18 protein-coding genes are annotated in these 17,406 nt (G+C 63.0%); all 18 read left to right on the top strand.

Features of this window, described 5'->3' with window-relative positions:
• Position 1: 1 nt before the first annotated feature.
• The 18 genes from OOZ48_RS05365 (at position 2) to mobF (ending at position 17,359) form a co-directional block, all read left to right on the top strand.
• The gene (locus OOZ48_RS05365; protein WP_269496431.1) at positions 2 to 352 is read left to right on the top strand and encodes a type IV secretion system protein VirB3; all 351 of its coding nucleotides are present in this window, start codon (positions 2 to 4) and stop codon (positions 350 to 352) included.
• Positions 349 to 2,787: a VirB4 family type IV secretion/conjugal transfer ATPase gene (locus OOZ48_RS05360; RefSeq protein ID WP_269496430.1), complete on the top strand. Its 2,439-nt coding sequence runs from the start codon at positions 349 to 351 to the stop codon at positions 2,785 to 2,787. Before OOZ48_RS05365 ends, OOZ48_RS05360 begins: the two co-directional genes overlap by 4 nt.
• Positions 2,788 to 2,797: 10 nt before the next feature.
• Positions 2,798 to 3,262 (top strand): hypothetical protein, encoded by a 465-nt coding sequence (locus tag OOZ48_RS05355; protein WP_123659872.1) that lies wholly within the window; start codon positions 2,798 to 2,800, stop codon positions 3,260 to 3,262.
• On the top strand, positions 3,246 to 3,665 hold the full coding sequence (locus OOZ48_RS05350; RefSeq protein ID WP_123659871.1) for a hypothetical protein: 420 nt from the start codon (positions 3,246 to 3,248) through the stop codon (positions 3,663 to 3,665). The genes OOZ48_RS05355 and OOZ48_RS05350 overlap by 17 nt, the downstream gene beginning before the upstream one ends.
• 96 nt (positions 3,666 to 3,761) lie before the next feature.
• On the top strand, positions 3,762 to 4,439 hold the full coding sequence (locus tag OOZ48_RS05345; protein WP_123659870.1) for a type IV secretion system protein: 678 nt from the start codon (positions 3,762 to 3,764) through the stop codon (positions 4,437 to 4,439).
• 10 nt (positions 4,440 to 4,449) lie between these two features.
• Positions 4,450 to 5,436, top strand: coding sequence for a type IV secretion system protein (locus tag OOZ48_RS05340; protein WP_123659869.1), 987 nt, complete (start codon positions 4,450 to 4,452; stop codon positions 5,434 to 5,436).
• 73 nt (positions 5,437 to 5,509) lie between these two features.
• The gene (locus tag OOZ48_RS05335; protein ID WP_003804188.1) at positions 5,510 to 5,647 is read left to right on the top strand and encodes a hypothetical protein; all 138 of its coding nucleotides are present in this window, start codon (positions 5,510 to 5,512) and stop codon (positions 5,645 to 5,647) included.
• A 3-nt stretch (positions 5,648 to 5,650) separates the two neighbouring features.
• The gene (locus tag OOZ48_RS05330; RefSeq protein ID WP_123659868.1) at positions 5,651 to 6,340 is read left to right on the top strand and encodes a virB8 family protein; all 690 of its coding nucleotides are present in this window, start codon (positions 5,651 to 5,653) and stop codon (positions 6,338 to 6,340) included.
• A gap of 13 nt (positions 6,341 to 6,353) precedes the next feature.
• Positions 6,354 to 7,235, top strand: coding sequence for a TrbG/VirB9 family P-type conjugative transfer protein (locus OOZ48_RS05325; RefSeq protein ID WP_269496429.1), 882 nt, complete (start codon positions 6,354 to 6,356; stop codon positions 7,233 to 7,235).
• Positions 7,232 to 8,386 carry a type IV secretion system protein VirB10 gene (virB10, locus tag OOZ48_RS05320; protein WP_269496428.1) on the top strand — a complete coding sequence of 385 codons (1,155 nt, stop codon included), beginning with the start codon at positions 7,232 to 7,234 and terminating at the stop codon, positions 8,384 to 8,386. Before OOZ48_RS05325 ends, virB10 begins: the two co-directional genes overlap by 4 nt.
• 10 nt (positions 8,387 to 8,396) lie before the next feature.
• A complete protein-coding gene (gene virB11 / locus OOZ48_RS05315; protein ID WP_269496427.1) occupies positions 8,397 to 9,371 on the top strand; it encodes a P-type DNA transfer ATPase VirB11 in 975 nt (324 codons plus the stop codon).
• A 98-nt stretch (positions 9,372 to 9,469) separates the two neighbouring features.
• Complete coding sequence (locus OOZ48_RS05310; RefSeq protein WP_269496426.1) at positions 9,470 to 10,402, top strand: TrfA; 933 nt, start codon at positions 9,470 to 9,472, stop codon at positions 10,400 to 10,402.
• Positions 10,403 to 10,763: 361 nt separating this feature from the next.
• Positions 10,764 to 11,039 (top strand): hypothetical protein, encoded by a 276-nt coding sequence (locus OOZ48_RS05305; RefSeq protein ID WP_269496425.1) that lies wholly within the window; start codon positions 10,764 to 10,766, stop codon positions 11,037 to 11,039.
• A complete protein-coding gene (locus OOZ48_RS05300) occupies positions 11,036 to 11,512 on the top strand; it encodes a hypothetical protein (protein WP_269496422.1) in 477 nt (158 codons plus the stop codon). Before OOZ48_RS05305 ends, OOZ48_RS05300 begins: the two co-directional genes overlap by 4 nt.
• 5 nt (positions 11,513 to 11,517) lie before the next feature.
• Positions 11,518 to 12,228 carry a StbB family protein gene (gene stbB / locus OOZ48_RS05295; RefSeq protein WP_269496420.1) on the top strand — a complete coding sequence of 237 codons (711 nt, stop codon included), beginning with the start codon at positions 11,518 to 11,520 and terminating at the stop codon, positions 12,226 to 12,228.
• Positions 12,229 to 12,232: 4 nt separating this feature from the next.
• Positions 12,233 to 12,679, top strand: coding sequence for a hypothetical protein (locus OOZ48_RS05290; RefSeq protein ID WP_269496418.1), 447 nt, complete (start codon positions 12,233 to 12,235; stop codon positions 12,677 to 12,679).
• Positions 12,680 to 12,754: 75 nt separating this feature from the next.
• Entirely contained in the window at positions 12,755 to 14,374 is a 1,620-nt protein-coding gene (locus tag OOZ48_RS05285) for a type IV secretion system DNA-binding domain-containing protein (protein ID WP_269496416.1), read from the top strand.
• Positions 14,375 to 14,482: 108 nt separating this feature from the next.
• Positions 14,483 to 17,359, top strand: a complete 2,877-nt coding sequence (gene mobF / locus OOZ48_RS05280) for a MobF family relaxase (protein WP_269496414.1) — start codon at positions 14,483 to 14,485, stop codon at positions 17,357 to 17,359.
• The last annotated feature ends 47 nt before the right edge of the window (positions 17,360 to 17,406 follow it).

The following is a 17,406-nucleotide window of genomic DNA, read 5'->3' as shown; positions in this document are numbered from 1 at the left end:
CATGTCCACTGAGCCACACACCCCCACGGCTTACCCCGTCTTCAAGGGACTGGGGCGCAAGCCGACATTCCTGGGCGTACCCACCACCTTGCTGTTCAGCGCCATTCTTGCCGTGGCCTTCATTGCCATGCTGGCAGGCCTGGCGTGGTGGGGCCTGCTGGTGGTGGTGTTACCCACCATTGCCGTACTGACCCGCCACGACGACAAAGCGTTCGATGTGCTGTGGCTGGAGCTTAAAACCCGCACACGCAACCGCAACAAGGCGTTCTGGAACGGGTCGAGCTACGCCCCGAGTGCTTACCCGCCGCAACGCCCCTGGCTGCAACGCCGCACCGGAGACCACGACCAATGACTTGCGCACCCGCTTTGGGGCCGGAACGGCTTGCTGCCCGTTACCTGCCCTATTCCCATCACGTCACCCATCAGATCATTGCCTGCGACAACCTGGAATACCTGGCCGTCATCCGTGTGGCCGGGCGCTCGCCCGATGCCCACAGCGCGCAGGAGCGCCACGAATGGATCGAAGCCCTGCACAACGTGCTGCGTGGCTTGCCGCTGGGCACGGTAGGGCTTTATTCACACATCGTCCGGCGCCGCGTCACCGAATACCCGCAAAGCCGCTTCGCGCAGCCCTTTGCCGCTCAGTTCGACCACGCCTACCGGGCCACCTTCGATGCCAACGGGCTGATGGTGAACGATTTGTACCTGAGCGTGCTGGTACACCCGGTGGCCGACCCTGTCATGGGCACCTTTGCCAGCCTGGAGAAGGCGGACGCCAGCCGGTTTGCCCAATGGCAGGCCGAATCGATTGACCGTTTGCAGAACCTGCTGCGGGCCATGACCGCCGCCCTGAGCCGTTACGACCCCACGGTGCTGGGCATCGTGGACCGCAACGGCTACGCCTTCAGCGAAACCGCCGAGTTTCTGGGCCTGCTGTGCAACGGCAGCCATCACCCGGTACCGATTACCCGTGACCGCCTGGGTACCAGCCTGAGCATGGCCCGCCCGGTGTTCTCACGCTACGGCGAGCTGGGCGAACTGCGCAGTGTCACCGGTTCACGCCTGTTCGGCATGATCGAGCTGCGCGACTACCCGGAACAAACACGGCCCGGCCATCTGGACGTACTGCTGGACCAGCCCTGCGAGTTCGTGCTGACCCAATCCTGGGGCAGCTTCACCGGTGCCGCTGCCAAGGGGCTGGTGCGCAAGCATCGCAAGCTGCTCGCCGACTCCAACGACGCAGCCCACAGTCAGCTGGCGCAACTGGATGAAGGCATGGACGACCTGACCTCGGGGCGCCTGGGGCTGGGTGATCACCATGCCACCTTGCTGTTGTTCGGCCATGACGCGAATTCGGTGCGCCAGAGCATGGCCAACACCATCAGTGCGCTGGCTGAAGTGGCCCTGGTGGCCAAACCACTGGAACGCGCCCTGGAGGCCGGATTCTGGGCGCAATTGCCCGGAAACTGGGCCTGGCGCCCGCGCCCGGTGCCCATCACCTCGTACAACCTGCTGTGCCTGTCCAGCCTGCATAACCAGATGACAGGCAAGCCGGCGGGCAACCCCTGGGGGCCGGCGGTGACCATGCTCAAGACCCGCACCGGAAGCCCGTTTTTCTTCAATTTTCACGCCTCGACCGACGATGTGGATGAACTGGGCAAGCGCCGGCCAGGCAACACCATGCTTATTGGCATGACCGGCACCGGCAAGACCGTGCTGCAGGGCATGTTGCTGACCCAGGCCCAGAAATTCAATGCCACCTGCGTGGTGTGGGACAAAGACCAAGGTATGCAGGTGCTGGTCATGGCGCTGGGCGGTCGCTACTTCAAGCTGCGTCTGGGCGAGCCCACCGGCTGGAATCCGTTCCAGATGCCACCTACCAAAGGCAACGTCGCCTTCATGCGACGCCTGGTGGTGTATCTGGCCGAGCGTCGCGGCGATCCGCTGAGCACCGCTCAGCACGTTGAAATCACCCGGGCAATCGAGCAGATGACCACCGGCATTGATCTGCACAGTCGCAGCCTCTCGATGCTGACCACCCTGCTACCCAACCCCTACACCGCCGGCAACATCGGCAGTGTGCATGCGCGCCTTCTGCCCTGGTGCCAGGGCGGGGAATACGGCTGGGTGTTCGACAACCCGCGCGATGCACTGACCCTGGAGACAGACGCGATTGATGCCGCCATTCTGGGCTTTGACCTGACCGAACTGCTGGACGATGGCGATGTGCGCGGGGCAGCCACCCTGTATCTGCGTCACCGTATCAACGCCCTGCACGACGGGCGGCGCATCATCAATCTGTTCGATGAGTGCCAGCACCCGCTGAAAGATGCCCATTTTCAGGAGGACATGCAGGATGCAAGCCGCACCATTCGCAAGAAGAACGGCGTTTTGGCCTTTGCCACCCAGGAGCCGGGCGCGATTCTGGGCAACCCGGTGGGGCCCTCATTGATCCAGCAGGCCGCCACCCTGATTTTTCTGCCCAACCCGCAAGCCAAAGCCCGCGACTACATCGAAGGCTTTGGTCTGACCCCTGCCGAATTCGAGCTGATCCGCCAACTGGGCGAAGCCAGCCGCCAGTTCGTCATCAAGCAAGGCGGCAACGTCACCGTCGCGTCACTGGACCTGTCGGGCTGCGAAGACGAGTTGCTAGTGTTCTCGGGCAGCCCCGACATGGCCGAGGCCGCCGAGCATGCCGTTGCCCAGGCAGGCGCGAACCCCGCCGACTGGCTGCCGGTGTACCTGAACACCGTCAAACAGAGCCGCCAGGCTATCAACGCTTTCTGAAGGAGCCGTCATGGACGCCAAAGCCATCGCCCGCCATTGGGCCACCCGGGAAAAACACCTCGAAGAGGACTCCCGCCGCTACCTGATTTCCATCTACAGCGAAGAGCGCACGGCCCGGGATGACCTGGCCGGTGACATCGGCCACACCCGGATCGAGGTTGACCGCGAAACGGTCGATGCCGACACGCTGCAACGCTATGGACGGGACTACGGCATCAGCCAGGCCTCAAGCAGCCATCTGAGCCACGGGCAGAACCCGCTCTGGTTTTACTCGGTAACGCCACGGGAAGACCGCGCCTACTTCGAGCAGGGCATTGAAACCTACTACAGCCTGCACCTGCATGCTGTGGATGAGCGCACGCCCCAGATGCAGGACTACCAGGAACTTGCCAGGCTGATCGATGTGCGGATCGAACCGGCGCCAGCGCTCTCGCGCATTGATCTGGGCATTGCAGAACATGACCACGAATTCTGAACCGAAGCGAGACCTGCCCACCATGCACACACGTGTCCTGATTTCATTTTTCGCGGCAAGTGCTGCCCTCTTGCTGGCCGGTTGCGAACAAGCCACCCAAGCACCGCAGGTAACCGGCTACTGGCTGCAGCAAACTGACAAGCGCCCCATGTCACTGCACATCAAACCAGATGGCGAGCACTACATCGTGAACGTCGGGCGTATGAATTTCGGCAGCTACGACGTTACCGCCCAGCCGGCGGCGCTCAAGGCGGACAACACCTTGACGATCAACCAGCGCAAGCAACTGCGCCTTGACCCGGCCAGCGACACCCTGAGCGATGTCGATCACCCGTCCATCCGTTTTTCCCGCATCACCCAGGCGCACTACGAGCAAGCCACCCAGGTGCCCCCACGCCGCTAATCCCCGAACCGTCTCGCAACGGTCACTGGCCGGTATTCACAAGGTATGGCCGCTGTATCCGTTGCGTATCCCTGACATCCCGCCGGAGTATTCATCATGTCTCACCCCCGTCTTCTTGCGATCAGCCTTGCGCTGGCCGTACACGTTCCCCTGCCTGCCCATGCCCTGGGCGGCATTCCCACGCTGGACATCAACTCGGTCGAACAGCTGAACCAGTTGATCGAACAGGTGGAAACCGCCAAAAGCCAGCTGGATCAGGCCAAGGCCCAGCTGGCGGCGCTTACCCAATCCTCCGGGTTCGGCTATGTGCTGGCCAACCCCGACGTCAAAGACCAGCTACGCGGCGCCCTGCCCGCCCAGGCACAGGCGCTGCTCGACCGGCTGGGCAACCCGGACAGTGCACTGTCCGGTGCCGTCAACGACGTGGTGAACCAGGTGAAAGCCCCGGTCAATTTCACGCAGGACAGGGAATCCCTGGCCGAGCGCAAGCTGAACATCGAGGCAACCGCCAAGGCGATGGCCCAGCGGGCCTACGACGCCATGACAAAGCGCCTGGAAGTCATCGACGGACTGCAGGCGAAGATCAACGAAACCACCAATCCCAAGGAAATTGCGGAACTTCAGGCACGCATTGCCATTGAACAGGCGAACATCCAGACCGACCAGACCCGCATTCAGCTGGCCCAGCAACAGCTGCAGGCCGAACGCGCACTGCTCGATGCCCGGGCCGAACGGGTGTACGGCGGCTGGTTCGGCGCCCGGCAGAACCCGTAGGGGCACCGCGATGCCAGCCGGATTTGCGAGCACCCAGGTCGCCGCGCCCCAAGACCCTGAAAGCATTGCCCAATGGATCACCGCACAAACCGAAGCCGTTCTGCAATCGGCTGTGGCCCAACCCATTGCCGAGCTGACCAGCGCCCTGATGCCGGTGATCACCCTGGGGCTGACCCTGCAATTCATGGCCTACGCCTTTGCCATCATGCACGGCCAGGGCAACATGACCGTCACCGAGTTCTTCAAGAAGGCAGTGGGCGTGGCAATCATCGCCATGATCGCCACAGCGGGCGGGCTGTACCAGACGGAAATTGCCCAGACCATGCTGGGCCTGCCCGATGCCCTGACCTCGGTGGTGATCGGCGATACCACCGTTGCAGCCCAGGTCGACAAACTGCAGCAGGAAACCTCGGTGGCCACACAGAACATGGGCAACGCGGGCGACTCGGGCTGGTTCGATTTTGTGCCCGACGCCCGCCAGATCATCATCACCCTGCTCACCTTCGCGGTCACCGTCAGCTCGGCGCTGGTGGGCGGCATCATTGCCGTCATCACCATCGTCGTGAAGGTGGGCATGGCATTGATCGTGGCTTCAGGCCCCGTATTCATTGCCTTTCTGCTGTTTGAGCCTACCCGCAAAATGTTTGACAGCTGGGTGGCGCAGGCCCTGAACTTTGTCTTTCTGGCCCTGCTGGCAGGCCTGATCTTCGCCGTACTGCTGCAACTGAACCTGCAGTTCGTGCGCGCCATGGCCCAGTGGCTCGATGGCGGCGACGTGAACCTCATGGCCCTGTTTGCCGGGCAACTGCTGGTCGCCATTGCCAGCATCGTCATCATGACCATGCTGCCTGGCATGGCGGCTGGGCTGTCATCTGGCTTTGGTGCCCAGTTCGGTATCGGTGCGGCCAGTCGCGGCGCCTACACCGCCTTGCGCCTGCGCAGCCTGATCAAGCCCCGTCTGCCGGGCCCAGGCCCCAAGCCTCCCGGCACCCCGTAAACAGCCGCTATCCCATCTTCCTGTTACCCCGCATCCGGACGCACCCGCCCGGACGCAAAGGACATCTTGACCCATGAAACCCTTGATTGCCGCCCTGACGGCGGGCTGGCTGCTGGCCGGCTGCGCCTTTCACGCGCCGCAGGCCCCGCTGCCTCCCGACACACCCCGCGTTCCGGTGAACGCCACACCGCCACTGACGCAAGGACGCTGAGCCATGAGCACACACCCTCTTCGATCCGACGAACTGGCCGCCCACCTGGAACGCTCACGCGGCCTGGAGCGCGATTATCTGGGCGAGCTGGTTCGCAGCCGCCACCGGGCCTGGCGCTGCGCCACCGTCGCCGCCCTGCTGGCCCTGGCCGGTGTGGGCGCGGTCGCCGGGCTCACACCCCTGAAATCACCGCCTGAAATGTATGTGGTGCGGGTGGACAACGCCACCGGCGCCATTGACCATGTAAGCCGCCTGGGCGAGCCGCTGCAAGACTACGGCAGCCGCATCGCCAAATATTTCCTGAACAGCTACGTGCTGAACTGCGAAGGCTACAGCTGGCAGACCATCCAGGAACAGTTTGACACCTGCGCCCTGCTGAGCAGCCCGGCCATCCAGAACCAGTACGGCAAGCGTTTTGACGGGCCCAACGCCCCGACGGCCAGGCTGACAGACCTGGCCACCATCGATGTGCAGGTGCATTCGATCACGCTAGGGGCCAACGCGGCGGCCACGGTGCGCTTTACCACCACGGAAAAAGACGTGAGCACCGGCCAGATGCGCCAGCAACGCCATCTGATCGCCTCCATTGCCTACGAATACATCAACGTGCCGCTGACTGAAGCCGTTGCCCGGCGCAATCCGCTGGGTTTTCAGGTGGTGCGCTACGACCTGGCCAGCGACCTGTCGCGCTGAAAGGAAACCCCTCATGACTTTACTGAATGACCTGACAAGCCGCCAGCCCGCCGCACGCTGGTTTGTCTTGCCCGTGCTGCTTGCCGGTGCCTTGCTCGGGGCTCCCGCCCTGGCACTCGACATCCCCAAAGCCTCGCGCGCCGATCACCGCGTGCGATACGCCGCCTACAACCCGGCCGATGTCATCCAGCTCGATGCCGTGATCGGCGTAGCCACCCACATCGTGCTGGAAGAAGGCGAGACCTACAGCTACCACGTCTTTGGCGACAGCGCGGCCTATGCCTTCACCCACAAGGACAACCACCTGTTTTTCAAACCCATTGCCGAGCAGGCCAACACCAACCTGATCGTGGTAACCAGCCGGCGAAGCTACGCGTTCCGGTTGACCTATTCGGACACGCCCGATGCACGCGCCTTGTACAAGCTGGTGATCCGCTACCCGGACAGCGCAGCGAAACGGGCGCAAACCGCCCGCGAGCAAACCGCCATACGCACCGCCTTCGCGCAGGCAGGTGCACCCGTGAACTGGCAGGGCTACACCCAGTCGGGCGACCTGACACTGGCTCCGGTGCATGCCTGGGATGACGGGCGTCAGACCTGGCTGCAGTTTGCCCGGCAGGCCGACATCCCCGCCGTGTACCGCGTCACCCCCGAAGGCCAGGAAGTGATGACCAACTACCACATGGCCGATGAGCGCACGATGGTGCTGCACCGAACCGCCGCGCGCTGGCATGTGCGCCTGGGTAACCAGGTTCTGGCGATACACAACGAGGCGTATGGAAAAACCGAGGCCCCGGCCCATACCGGCACGGTCTCGCCTGACGTGACGCGGGTGGTCAACGGCGCCGAACCCCAACGCCTGCCACCAGCCACCCCACCCAAGGAAGCCCGATGACTACAGATACTCACCCATCTGACGAGGAACGTACGGCAAAGGCGACACCCCCCGCCCAGGCGATGGAGCTGGAGCGCGGCCCGGCCGACTTCGGCGATACCCGTAAAAGCGCCCCGCGCGGGGCGCGCGCCTTTCTGTGGCTCACCGCCCTGATCGCCACGGCGATCACGCTAGGATTCATCTTTCACCGGTATGCACCCGGTGATGAGGCGGTGGCGGCCTCGGACCTGAACACCACGACAAGCGGCATCACGAACCGACTGGAAGCGCCCCAGCTTCGCCGGCCACCCCCGGCGCGCGAGGCGGCGGCATCGCCCGCGCCAGCCCCTGCACCGCTACCGATCATCGTTCAGGCCACTCATGTAACCGCCCCAGGCGCCGACCCCGTGACCGAACGGCGCCTGGCCAGCCCCTTGCAGGCTGATGGCGCAGGACAAACCGCTGCCGGTTCAGGGGCAAGAACACAAACGGTTGCCACGCCCATGCAGGACGCCGGCCCGCTGGCCGACAAGCTGCGCCCGCTGGAACTTGCGCCGTCCGTGGCCGGCCAGCTTGGCGAGCGCAATTTCCTGATCACCCAGGGCACCATGATCGACTGCACCTTGCAAACCCGCCTGGTCAGCACCCAGCCCGGGCTGCTGACCTGCCTGGCCACCCACGATGTGATGAGTGCCAACGGCAAGGTCAAGCTGATCGACCGGGGCACGAAGTTCACCGGCTACCAGTCGGGCGGCATAGTCCAAGGCCAGGCGCGGGCCTTCATTACCTGGAACCGCCTGGAAACACCGACCGGGGTGATTCTGAATCTGGCCTCGCCCGGCACAGGCCCCCTGGGCGAGGCCGGGATCGATGGCGACGTGGACAACCACTTCTGGGACAGGTTCGGAAACGCCATCCTGCTCAGCCTGATCGGCGACCTGGGCAACTGGGCGTCGAACCAGGGCCAGCGCGGCGAGAACAACGTGCGCTTTGACACGACGATGGACGGTGGACAGGAAGTCATCACCGCCATTCTGGAGCGTTCACTGGACATTCCTCCCACCCTTTACAAAAACCAGGGCGAACGCATCGGCATCATGGTCGCCCGTGATCTGGATTTCAGCCAAGTCTATGACCTCAAACCCACACACCTCGTCCACTCCCTTCGATAGATCACTGGCCGTGCGCACCTTTCTTTGCCCGCTGCAGCCCTATCTGGATGATCCGGCCATCACCGAACTGGCCATTGTGCGCCCGCACAGCCTGTTTGCTCGCACCGCCGGGCACTGGGTGCCCCACACCTGCACCGCACTCACCCCGGCCACACTAGCTGCCCTGATTAATGCGCTGATCGTTTTCAACGGCCTGGGAACGGCGCCGATTGTGTCGGCCATTCTGCCCGATGGCCAACGCTGCCAGATCGTGCAACCACCGGCCTGCCTGGATGGCAGCGTGGCCATCAACATCCGCAAGCATGCCGTAGCAGCCCTGAGCCTGGAAGAACTGCACGCCCAGGGCGCGCTGGCCGAAGTAACCTTGTCGGAAAACGACTATGACGCCAACGGGCTGTCTCACGAGGATGCCTTCTTGCTGAAACTGAAACAGAGTGGTGATATCACCGGCTTCCTGCATGAGGCGGTACAACGCCGGCGCAACATCGTCGTGGCCGGCGCCACGGGTTCAGGAAAAACCACCTTCGCCCGCTCTCTGATTGCCCGCGTCCCCAGCGACGAACGGCTGATCACCATTGAGGACGTACACGAACTGGCGCTGCCCGATCACGCCAACCGCGTGCATCTGATGTACGGCTCGGGCAGTGGCCGCGTCAGTGCCACCGATTGCATCGGGGCCTGCATGCGCTTGTCCCCTGACCGCATCTTTCTGACCGAGCTGCGCGGGCCCGAAACCTGGGATTACCTGGCGGCACTGAACACCGGGCACCCCGGGTCGGTAACCACCACACACGCCAACAGCGCCGCCGATGCGTTCGACAGGCTGGCCGTGCTGATCAAGCAATCACCGTCCGGCGGCCGCCTGGATCTGGCCACGATCCAGCATTTTCTGGCCCATACCGTGGATGCCGTGGTGTTTCTTGAGCATTTCAGGCTCAAACAGCTGTGGTTCGTGCCTCGAAGGCGCGCGGCCATGGCGGCGTAAAGCCACCTGACACACGCCCGCGCCACCCTTCACCCCACACAGCAGCAGGCGTGCCAGAGCGGCGGTAAGACCGGCGGGCGCGCCTGCGCGCTGCGTTCATGCCCACGCCCATGATGACACCACACCGCACACCCAACCCGAAAACCACACCACGCCCGACCAACCTGCAGCGCCTGAACCAGGTAATGGAGCGACTGACCCTCAAAGCCGCCCTGGCCCCGGAACCCTCTGCAGCCGCCGCGTCATCAGGCGCGGCACTGGTGCTGCCCGGCCTGACCGAGGCAGTGCGGGCGATTCCGAACTACATCGCCCGATCGGGCCTGTTTGCTCCGGTACGCCGGGGCTGGCGCGCCTACCACGATGACGCCACCTTTCTGACGGGCAAGAACATTCTTCTGAAGGGCACCGGCAAGCAACTGACCGAAGACCATGCCGATATCTGGATGCACGCGATGTTCCTGCAAACCACCGTGCAAACCGGGCAGGCCCCGCGCATCAACCGCGCCGACTTTCTGCGCGCGTTGGGCCGCCCCACCGGGGGCAGCGCCTACGACTGGCTGCACACAGGCATGCACGATCTGGCGCAGTTCTGCCTGCGCATCGAGGCCAAACGCCCGGACGGCTCCATCAAGTACAGCTGCGGCCACCACCCAGCCACACGGGTGTTGCCCATGATTGGCGGCTTTGACTACGAAAACGGCGAGTACCAGCTGTTCATCGACCCGCGCTGGTCACAGATATTTGCCAACCGCGAATACACCCTGGTGGACTGGGAAAAGCGCCTGCAAATGCGCCATGAGCTGTCCAAAAGCCTGCAGCGGCTCATCGGCACATCGTCGGACCAGGAACAGCGCTACAGCCTGCAGATTCTCAAGGAACGGGCGGTCTACGCCGGGCCCATGCACAAGTTTCGCGCCGTGCTGGAGCGCTCGCTGTTGGAACTGGAAGCACTGAACATCATCGCCAGCCCGCGCATCGATGTGGCCAGCCGGGGCAATGAGCAGGCCGTCTGGAACCGTGTTGAGAAGTAGCGAAATCTCGTCATAAGAAGCCGTTTCCGGGTTTCTGAAATGCGCCGTTTCGTCGTCGCAAGAAGCCATTTTCGTCGTCATAACAAACCGTTTTCCGGGCGTTCCAGGCCTGTGGATAACTGCCGTTTCGCGTCGTCATAACAAGCCGCGCCCTTCGTCAGAAGAAGCCGTGAAATCGTCATAACAAGCCTTCAGATCGTCAGAACAAGCCGTGACGACTTTTGAAACCCGCATGGTTAAAGGCTTTCCAGCGACTTCCTCTACCTCTACCTTTATTTCTACCTTCTTTCTACCAGCACGGCCTGTGAACAACTGGTTTCACAGCGTGTGCTTTTCACCCTGCCTTTTCAGGATGCCGCCCATGACCCCCAGCTTTTACGCGTCGCAAATCCGCACCCGCCTGAACGCCACCGACCCGCGCGCCAGCACCGCTGCCAGACTGCGTGCCCTGATGCCCTACATCGAAACGCGACTGGCCGAAGGCGTGCCGCACAGCGCCATCGTGGAAGACCTGCACGAAGCCGGCTTTCCCGTACCCATGAAAACCTTTCGCACTGCCCTGTACCGCTACCGCAAGCACTGCCGGCTGGCAGCCAAAGGGCCGACGGCGCTGGCCCTGCACGGAGAGCCGTCATGAACGATGAACCCTACGTTGAGGAACTGCGCCTGCTGCTGGCCCAGGGCGAACCCTTCGCGCCCAAAGCCGCCCGGCTACGCCCGCTGCTGCCACGCATCGTCCAACGTCTGGCCGCCGGTGCCCCGCGAAAGGTGATCGTCGAGCAGCTGAACCGCGCGGGCCTGGACATCAGCCTGCACGATCTGGCCAAGCAGCTGTACCAGCACCGCAAAGCCCGGCGGGCCGGCGAAGTGAACACGGTGCAACCATCACCGCCCGGCCCGCCACCGGCAGCGCCAGACGCCGCTGTGCGGGGCCAGCCGAACCGCATCGAGAACCCGGCAGACCTTCGCAAGATTCGCAGCATGGAAGTCGACCTGGATGCACTGCGCCGCGAAGGCGAAGCCATGCGACGCCAGGCCCGGCACGCCAAGGCAGGAACCGATCCCACCCAATCCCCCGCATTTCCCAACCGCTCAAACCCCCAGGAGTAAACCCCATGAAAGTTGCCGTTCTGAACTACAGCGGATCCGTAGGCAAGACCATTGTTGCCTCGCACCTGCTGGCCCCGCGCATGAACCACGCGCCCATCTTTGCCGTGGAAACCACCAACGAAACCGCCGCAGACCTTGGGCTGGATATCGACCAGTTGCGCGGAGAGCAGTTTGGCAAGCTGTTTCGCGACCTGCTGCGCCTGCACGATGCCATCGTCGATGTGGGCGCCAGCAACATCGAGGATTTTCTGTCGGCCATGACGCGTTACGAAGGCGCCTACGAGGAGATCGACTTTTTCGTGCTACCCGTGATCGGCACGGGCAAGGCGCAACGCGAAACCATCAAGACCATCACTGCCCTGGTGAATCTGGGCGTGGCGCCCGAACGCATCCGGGTGCTGTTCAACCGCGTGCAAAGCGACGTGGAAGAAGAGTTCTTGCCCGTGCTGACCTATGCCAGCAAGACGGGCGATTTCGTGGCCAATGCCCAGGCGCTGGTCTACGAGAACGAGGTGTTTGAACTGCTGGCCGACGCGCGCACCAGCATCGCCGACGTGCTGGCTGACCAGACCGACTACCGCAGCCTGCTGCGCCAGGCTGATCACGCCGACACGGCCCGCATCACCCACCTTACCAACCGGCACGCCCTGCGCGCCCTGGCAAAGCCGGTGGACAGGCAACTGAACATCGCCTTTGCCGCCCTGTTCGAGGAGTAAACCCATGAGTCAGGAACGCCATCCCAACCGCAGCAAGCTGGATTTTCTGTACCACGAGGTGCTGGGCGAGGTGGCCGACCTGACCCAGCGCATCGAAGGCGTGAATGCCCGTCAGGCAGACACCGTGGGCGATCTCGTCAAGCTCGCAGCCCGTCTGGAAGCGGTATCGCAATCCCTCACGAATTTGCCCACGGAGCTGGGTCTGCAGGCTCAGCAAAGCCTGCAGGCGGGCAGCCAGCGATTGCAGGACGAGCTGCAGCACCGCCTGCACCAGACCCTGGCCCCCACGCACACGCGGCTGCAATCACTGGCGCATGACAGTGCCCAGTACGCCCGCATCGCCCACCAGTCGGCGCGACGTATCGCGCTTGCAGCAATCGTCGCGGGCGGCGCTGCCGGCGCCCTGGGCGGGCTGCTGGCCGGCATGGCACTGGCCCGCTATCTGGGTTGAATTGGATGGGTTGAATTGGCAGAACTGAACTCCCCCGGCCAATCACCGCTGAGCTTCGTCAAAGGAAACCGTTTCATGTCTCCCATCACCCGGCGCCGCATCGCGGCGCTTCTGTTGCTGGCCGGCCCTTGCGGCCTGTGGGCACTGGCTGCCAGCTGGCTTTACCCGTTGAGCCCGACCGTCTGGAACTGGCCTCTCGTGTGGCAATTGATACTGGCCACGCCCGTGAATCCATGGCTGTACGGTGCCCTGGCACTGGGCCTCGCGCTGGCGCTGGCCGGCATTATGTTCCTGGGCCGAGCCACCCGCACTGACGGCTTTGAAGGCGATGGCTACAAGCGCTTTATTCGCGGCACGCAGTCCGTCACCGCGCCGCGCCTGATGCGCCTGTGCCGGGAAGCGGGCACCGCGCAGGTGGATGTGGCCGGCATCCCCATGCCCACCAAACTGGAAAACCTGCACCTGATGATTGGCGGGGCCACCGGATCGGGCAAGTCGGTGCTGCTGCGCGGTCTGGCCGCCTCTGTGTGCCAGCGGGGCGACCGCATGATCGTCATCGACCCGAACGGCGACCTGATGAGCAAGTTTTGGAAGGACGGCGACGTGATCCTGAACCCCTACGACATCCGCAGCGAAGGCTGGAGTTTCTTCAACGAAATCCGGGCTGACTATGACTGGAAGCGGCTTGCTCATTCCATGGTGCCCATGAGCCAGGACAAGAACGCCGAGGAGTGGAACGACTTCGGGCGCCTGCTGCTGCGCGAAACGGCCCGCAAGCTGTACCAGACCGACCCTGTACGTGCCAACGTCATGGACCTGTTTCGCCTGTGCACCATTGAAGACCCCGGTGAGCTGAAGAAATTTCTGGAGGGCACGCTGGCCGAATCACTCTTTGTGGGCTCCAGCGAGGCCAGCAAAGCCTTGTCGTCGGCCCGCTTCGTGCTCTCGAACAAACTGTCGGAACACACCAGCATGAAACCCGGAAGGTTTTCGATACGCGACTGGCTGGATGACCCGGCAGGCGGCAATCTGTACATCAACTGGCGCGAAGACATGGCCAGCGCCATGAAGCCGCTGGTCTCGGCCTGGGCCGACGTGTTCATTACCTCGATTCTGTCGATGCCCGAAGACCGGGCCCGGCGCTGGTGGCTGTTTATCGACGAGCTGGCCAGCCTGGAAGCCCTGCCCTCGCTGGAAGCCGGCCTGACCAAAGGCCGCAAGAACGGGCTGCGCATTGTGGCCGGCCTGCAAAGCACCTCGCAGCTGGACTACATCTACGGGCGCACCATGGCCCAGACGCTGCGCGCCTCGTTTCGCAACCTGGTGGTGCTGGGCGGCTCACGCACCGACCCGCAAACCGCCGAGGACATGAGCAAAAGCCTGGGCGAGCACGAAGTGATTCGCCCGGATTACAGCGTGTCCCGATCCGTTGACTCTCGCAACACGTCAGACCGCCTGGTGCGCAGCACCGAACGCGTGGTCACCCCGTCGGAAATCCAGTCTTTCCCTGAACTGACAGGGTATGTCGCCTTCGCCGGCAATCACCCCGTTGCCAAGGTGGCCATGCAGTTCACGCGTTTTGCACAGCGCACCGATCCGTTCCAGGAATCGGCCCAGCTGCAGCGCATCCATCCGCCAGCGTTGTCATCAACACCAACCGGCTTATCCACAAAAACCGTGGATAACTGTGTGTGAAACCTGCCTATAACCGGGTTTTCCCCTAGAGCGCAAGATTCACTGGTCAGTACATGACCGCCATGTGTCATGTCTTTTTCTCATGTCATCCCCTTGCGAGCTTTGCGCATGATTACCTACAGCATTCTTTACCGGGCCGAAGCCGACCGGGCTACCCACTACTACGGCGAACAAGCCGATGATTACTACAGCCGCGATGCCGGTGCCACCGCCTGGCATGGCGAGGGCGCGCGTCGCCTGGGCGTGAGCGGGCCTGTGGACGTGAAGCAGTTTCACGCCATGCTGCGCGGGGAATTCGGTGAAGGCGTACGCGCCGGTCGTTCCATCCGCAAGGACAGCCGCGCCCGTGCCGGCATCGACCTGACCTTCAGTGCCCCCAAAAGCCTGACCCTGCAAGCGCTGGTGGGCACCGATGCACGGCTGGTGCAGGCCCACGATGCGGCGGTTGCCCACACCCTGAACTACATCGAAAGCCACCTGACGCAGGCCCGCCAGAAAGACCACGGCAAAACCCGGGTGGAACAGACCGACAACCTGATTGTGGCCACCTTCCGCCATGAAACCGCCCGCCCTACCCCGAATGCCCCGCCCGACCCAAACCTGCACACCCATGCAGTGATCATGAACGCCACCCAGCGCAAAGACGGCAACTGGGTGGCCTTGTCGAACGAACAGATCATAAAACTGCGCAAGCTGCAGGATGCCGTGTACATGGCCGAACTGGACAAGCGCGTGCGCGAACTGGGCTATGGCGTGCGGTATGAAAAGAACCATATCGAGCTGGCCCACATCAGTCGCGAACAAATCGACGTGTTCAGCAAACGCAGCGCCCAGGTGGAATCGGCCCTGGCCCAGCGCGGCAAAGAGCGCGAATCGGCCAGCCATGCACAGCGGCAGATGCTGACGCTCGCCACCCGCCTGAAGAAAACGGCCGAGCTGAGCCGCAACGAGCTGTTCCAGCACTGGGTGACCCAGGCACGCGAAGCCGGCATGACGTTCAGCGTTGTTCCAGAGAACGGTGCAGCGGCATCGACCGCCACGGCCGATTCAAAACGCGAACCGGCAGACTTTGTGGCCAATGCGGCGCTGGGCTGGGCCATCAAACACCTGTCCGAACGCGAAAGCCTGATGCCGGAATCTGACCTTCTGGCCATGGCCGTCCGCCATGCCGGCGGGCGCATCAGCCCGCTGGATGTGAAGAAAGCCGTGCAACGCCGGTTGGACGGGGGCTCACTGCTAAGCAATGCCCCGCACTACCGGCCCGCGCAAGACAGGCAGGACACTGCCCGCACCCGCGAAGGCTGGGCCACGCTGCTGGTGGCCGAACATGGGCGCACCTATGGCGATGCCCTTGACACCATAGACAACGCCATACGTGAAGGCCGATTGGTGTTTGATGAGCCCACCTATGCCACCCGTGTAGCCCTGGGGGCAGAACAACGCATTGTGCAGGCAGAACGGCAAGGCCGTGGTGCCGTGCAACCCGTCATGTCCCCTGCAATTCTGCAAGATGCCCTAAAAGACAAGGGCTTGACCGCCGGCCAACGCGAAGCCGTAGAGCTGATTCTGAATCACCCCAACCAGATCACCGGCATACAAGGCATGGCCGGCACGGGCAAATCATATGCCCTGCAGACGGCCAAGGAACTGCTGCAGCGCCAGGGGTTAAGCATGGTGGCGCTGGCCCCTTATGGCAACCAAGTGAACAATCTTCGCGAAGATGGCATTGCCGCCCAAACCGTGTCGGCCTTCCTGAACGCCCGCAACAAACGCCGGGCCAGACACGACATGGGCCCGAAAACCGTGGTGGTGATTGACGAAGCCGGGGTAATTCCTGTGCGCCAGATGGACAAACTGCTGGCCCAGGTGCAAGCCACCGGCGCCAAGATCGTGACGCTGGGCGACACCGCGCAAACCAAAGCCGTGGAAGCCGGCCGCGCCTTTGCCCTGCTACAGGAACAAGGCATGAAAACCGTGGTGATGAGCGACATCCAACGCCAGCAAAGCGACCGGCTGCGCCAGGCCGTGACGCTGGCGGCCACCGGCCGGGCAAGTGAATCGCTGAAACTGCTTGATGACGTGGTGTGCATTCCGGATGCCATCACCACCGATGAGCATGGCGGTAAAACCCGTGACGGAAAGGATCGATATAACGCGATTGCTCAGGAATACACCGCCCTAAGTGCGTTTGAGCAGGGTAAAACCCTGATCGTGACCGGCACCAATGCGTCACGCCAGGCCATCAACGAGCGCGTGCATGAACTGCTGGGCTTGAAAGGCCAGGGCAAGATGTTCACCCTGCTGACCCGCCACGACACCACCCGCGCAGAGCGGCGCTGCGCGAAGTATTACACCCAGGGCGACATCATCCAGCCCGAACGCGACTACCGCTGCGGCCTGCGGCGCGGGCAGCTGTATCGGGTGACGCGCTGCGATGAGCATGCTGACCGAATCAGCGTGGTGCCTTACGGCAAACCTGGATCGGAAGCCCTTGAGGTCAACCTTAGAAGCCTGTCGAAACTCTCGGTGTACCGCGAACACCGGTCCGAACTTTCACCCGGCGACTGGGTACGCATCACGCGCAACAACGCCGAGCTGGATCTGGTGAACGGACAAAGGCTACAGGTGGTGCACGTGTCAGACACGCATGTGACCGTTCAGGCAGCAAACCGCCGGATTGAACTGCCTGCCAGTCAACCGCTGCACCTGGATCACGCCTACGCCACCACCGCCCACAGCGCCCAGGGACTGACCTGTGACCGCGTGCTGTACAACGCGGAAAGCCATAGCAGAACAATGGCCCAGGATACCTACTACGTGAGCATTTCGCGGGAGAGGCACAGTGTGAAGGTGTTCACAAATGATGAGGCGAAGTTGCCGGAGGCAGTGGCAACGGCAAGGAGGAAGGGTCTGGCTATTGATCTGGCCGTGCGGGATGGAGTAAAAGGGGGAAACATTGATTCATTTTTTGATGCGATTTTATAGGGAATCCAATGCTCCTCAGAGCGTGACTGCCAAATGATTGGTTTGAC

The organism is Castellaniella sp. S9, assembly GCF_027257175.1.
GTDB lineage: Bacteria > Pseudomonadota > Gammaproteobacteria > Burkholderiales > Burkholderiaceae_B > Castellaniella.
The sequence above is the reverse complement of the archived record's forward strand: the minus strand, read 5'-3'. Positions and strand labels throughout refer to the sequence as shown.

Excerpts from the sequence above, each read along its gene's own strand:
- OOZ48_RS05365 (WP_269496431.1), top strand. The coding sequence starts at position 2 with ATGTCCACTGAGCCACACACCCCCACGGCTTACCCCGTCTTCAAGGGA.
- OOZ48_RS05360 (WP_269496430.1), top strand. The coding sequence starts at position 349 with ATGACTTGCGCACCCGCTTTGGGGCCGGAACGGCTTGCTGCCCGTTAC.
- OOZ48_RS05355 (WP_123659872.1), top strand. The coding sequence starts at position 2,798 with ATGGACGCCAAAGCCATCGCCCGCCATTGGGCCACCCGGGAAAAACAC.
- OOZ48_RS05350 (WP_123659871.1), top strand. The coding sequence starts at position 3,246 with ATGACCACGAATTCTGAACCGAAGCGAGACCTGCCCACCATGCACACA.
- OOZ48_RS05345 (WP_123659870.1), top strand. The coding sequence starts at position 3,762 with ATGTCTCACCCCCGTCTTCTTGCGATCAGCCTTGCGCTGGCCGTACAC.
- OOZ48_RS05340 (WP_123659869.1), top strand. The coding sequence starts at position 4,450 with ATGCCAGCCGGATTTGCGAGCACCCAGGTCGCCGCGCCCCAAGACCCT.
- OOZ48_RS05335 (WP_003804188.1), top strand. The coding sequence starts at position 5,510 with ATGAAACCCTTGATTGCCGCCCTGACGGCGGGCTGGCTGCTGGCCGGC.
- OOZ48_RS05330 (WP_123659868.1), top strand. The coding sequence starts at position 5,651 with ATGAGCACACACCCTCTTCGATCCGACGAACTGGCCGCCCACCTGGAA.
- OOZ48_RS05325 (WP_269496429.1), top strand. The coding sequence starts at position 6,354 with ATGACTTTACTGAATGACCTGACAAGCCGCCAGCCCGCCGCACGCTGG.
- virB10 (WP_269496428.1), top strand. The coding sequence starts at position 7,232 with ATGACTACAGATACTCACCCATCTGACGAGGAACGTACGGCAAAGGCG.
- OOZ48_RS05310 (WP_269496426.1), top strand. The coding sequence starts at position 9,470 with ATGCCCACGCCCATGATGACACCACACCGCACACCCAACCCGAAAACC.
- OOZ48_RS05305 (WP_269496425.1), top strand. The coding sequence starts at position 10,764 with ATGACCCCCAGCTTTTACGCGTCGCAAATCCGCACCCGCCTGAACGCC.
- OOZ48_RS05300 (WP_269496422.1), top strand. The coding sequence starts at position 11,036 with ATGAACGATGAACCCTACGTTGAGGAACTGCGCCTGCTGCTGGCCCAG.
- stbB (WP_269496420.1), top strand. The coding sequence starts at position 11,518 with ATGAAAGTTGCCGTTCTGAACTACAGCGGATCCGTAGGCAAGACCATT.
- OOZ48_RS05290 (WP_269496418.1), top strand. The coding sequence starts at position 12,233 with ATGAGTCAGGAACGCCATCCCAACCGCAGCAAGCTGGATTTTCTGTAC.
- OOZ48_RS05285 (WP_269496416.1), top strand. The coding sequence starts at position 12,755 with ATGTCTCCCATCACCCGGCGCCGCATCGCGGCGCTTCTGTTGCTGGCC.
- mobF (WP_269496414.1), top strand. The coding sequence starts at position 14,483 with ATGATTACCTACAGCATTCTTTACCGGGCCGAAGCCGACCGGGCTACC.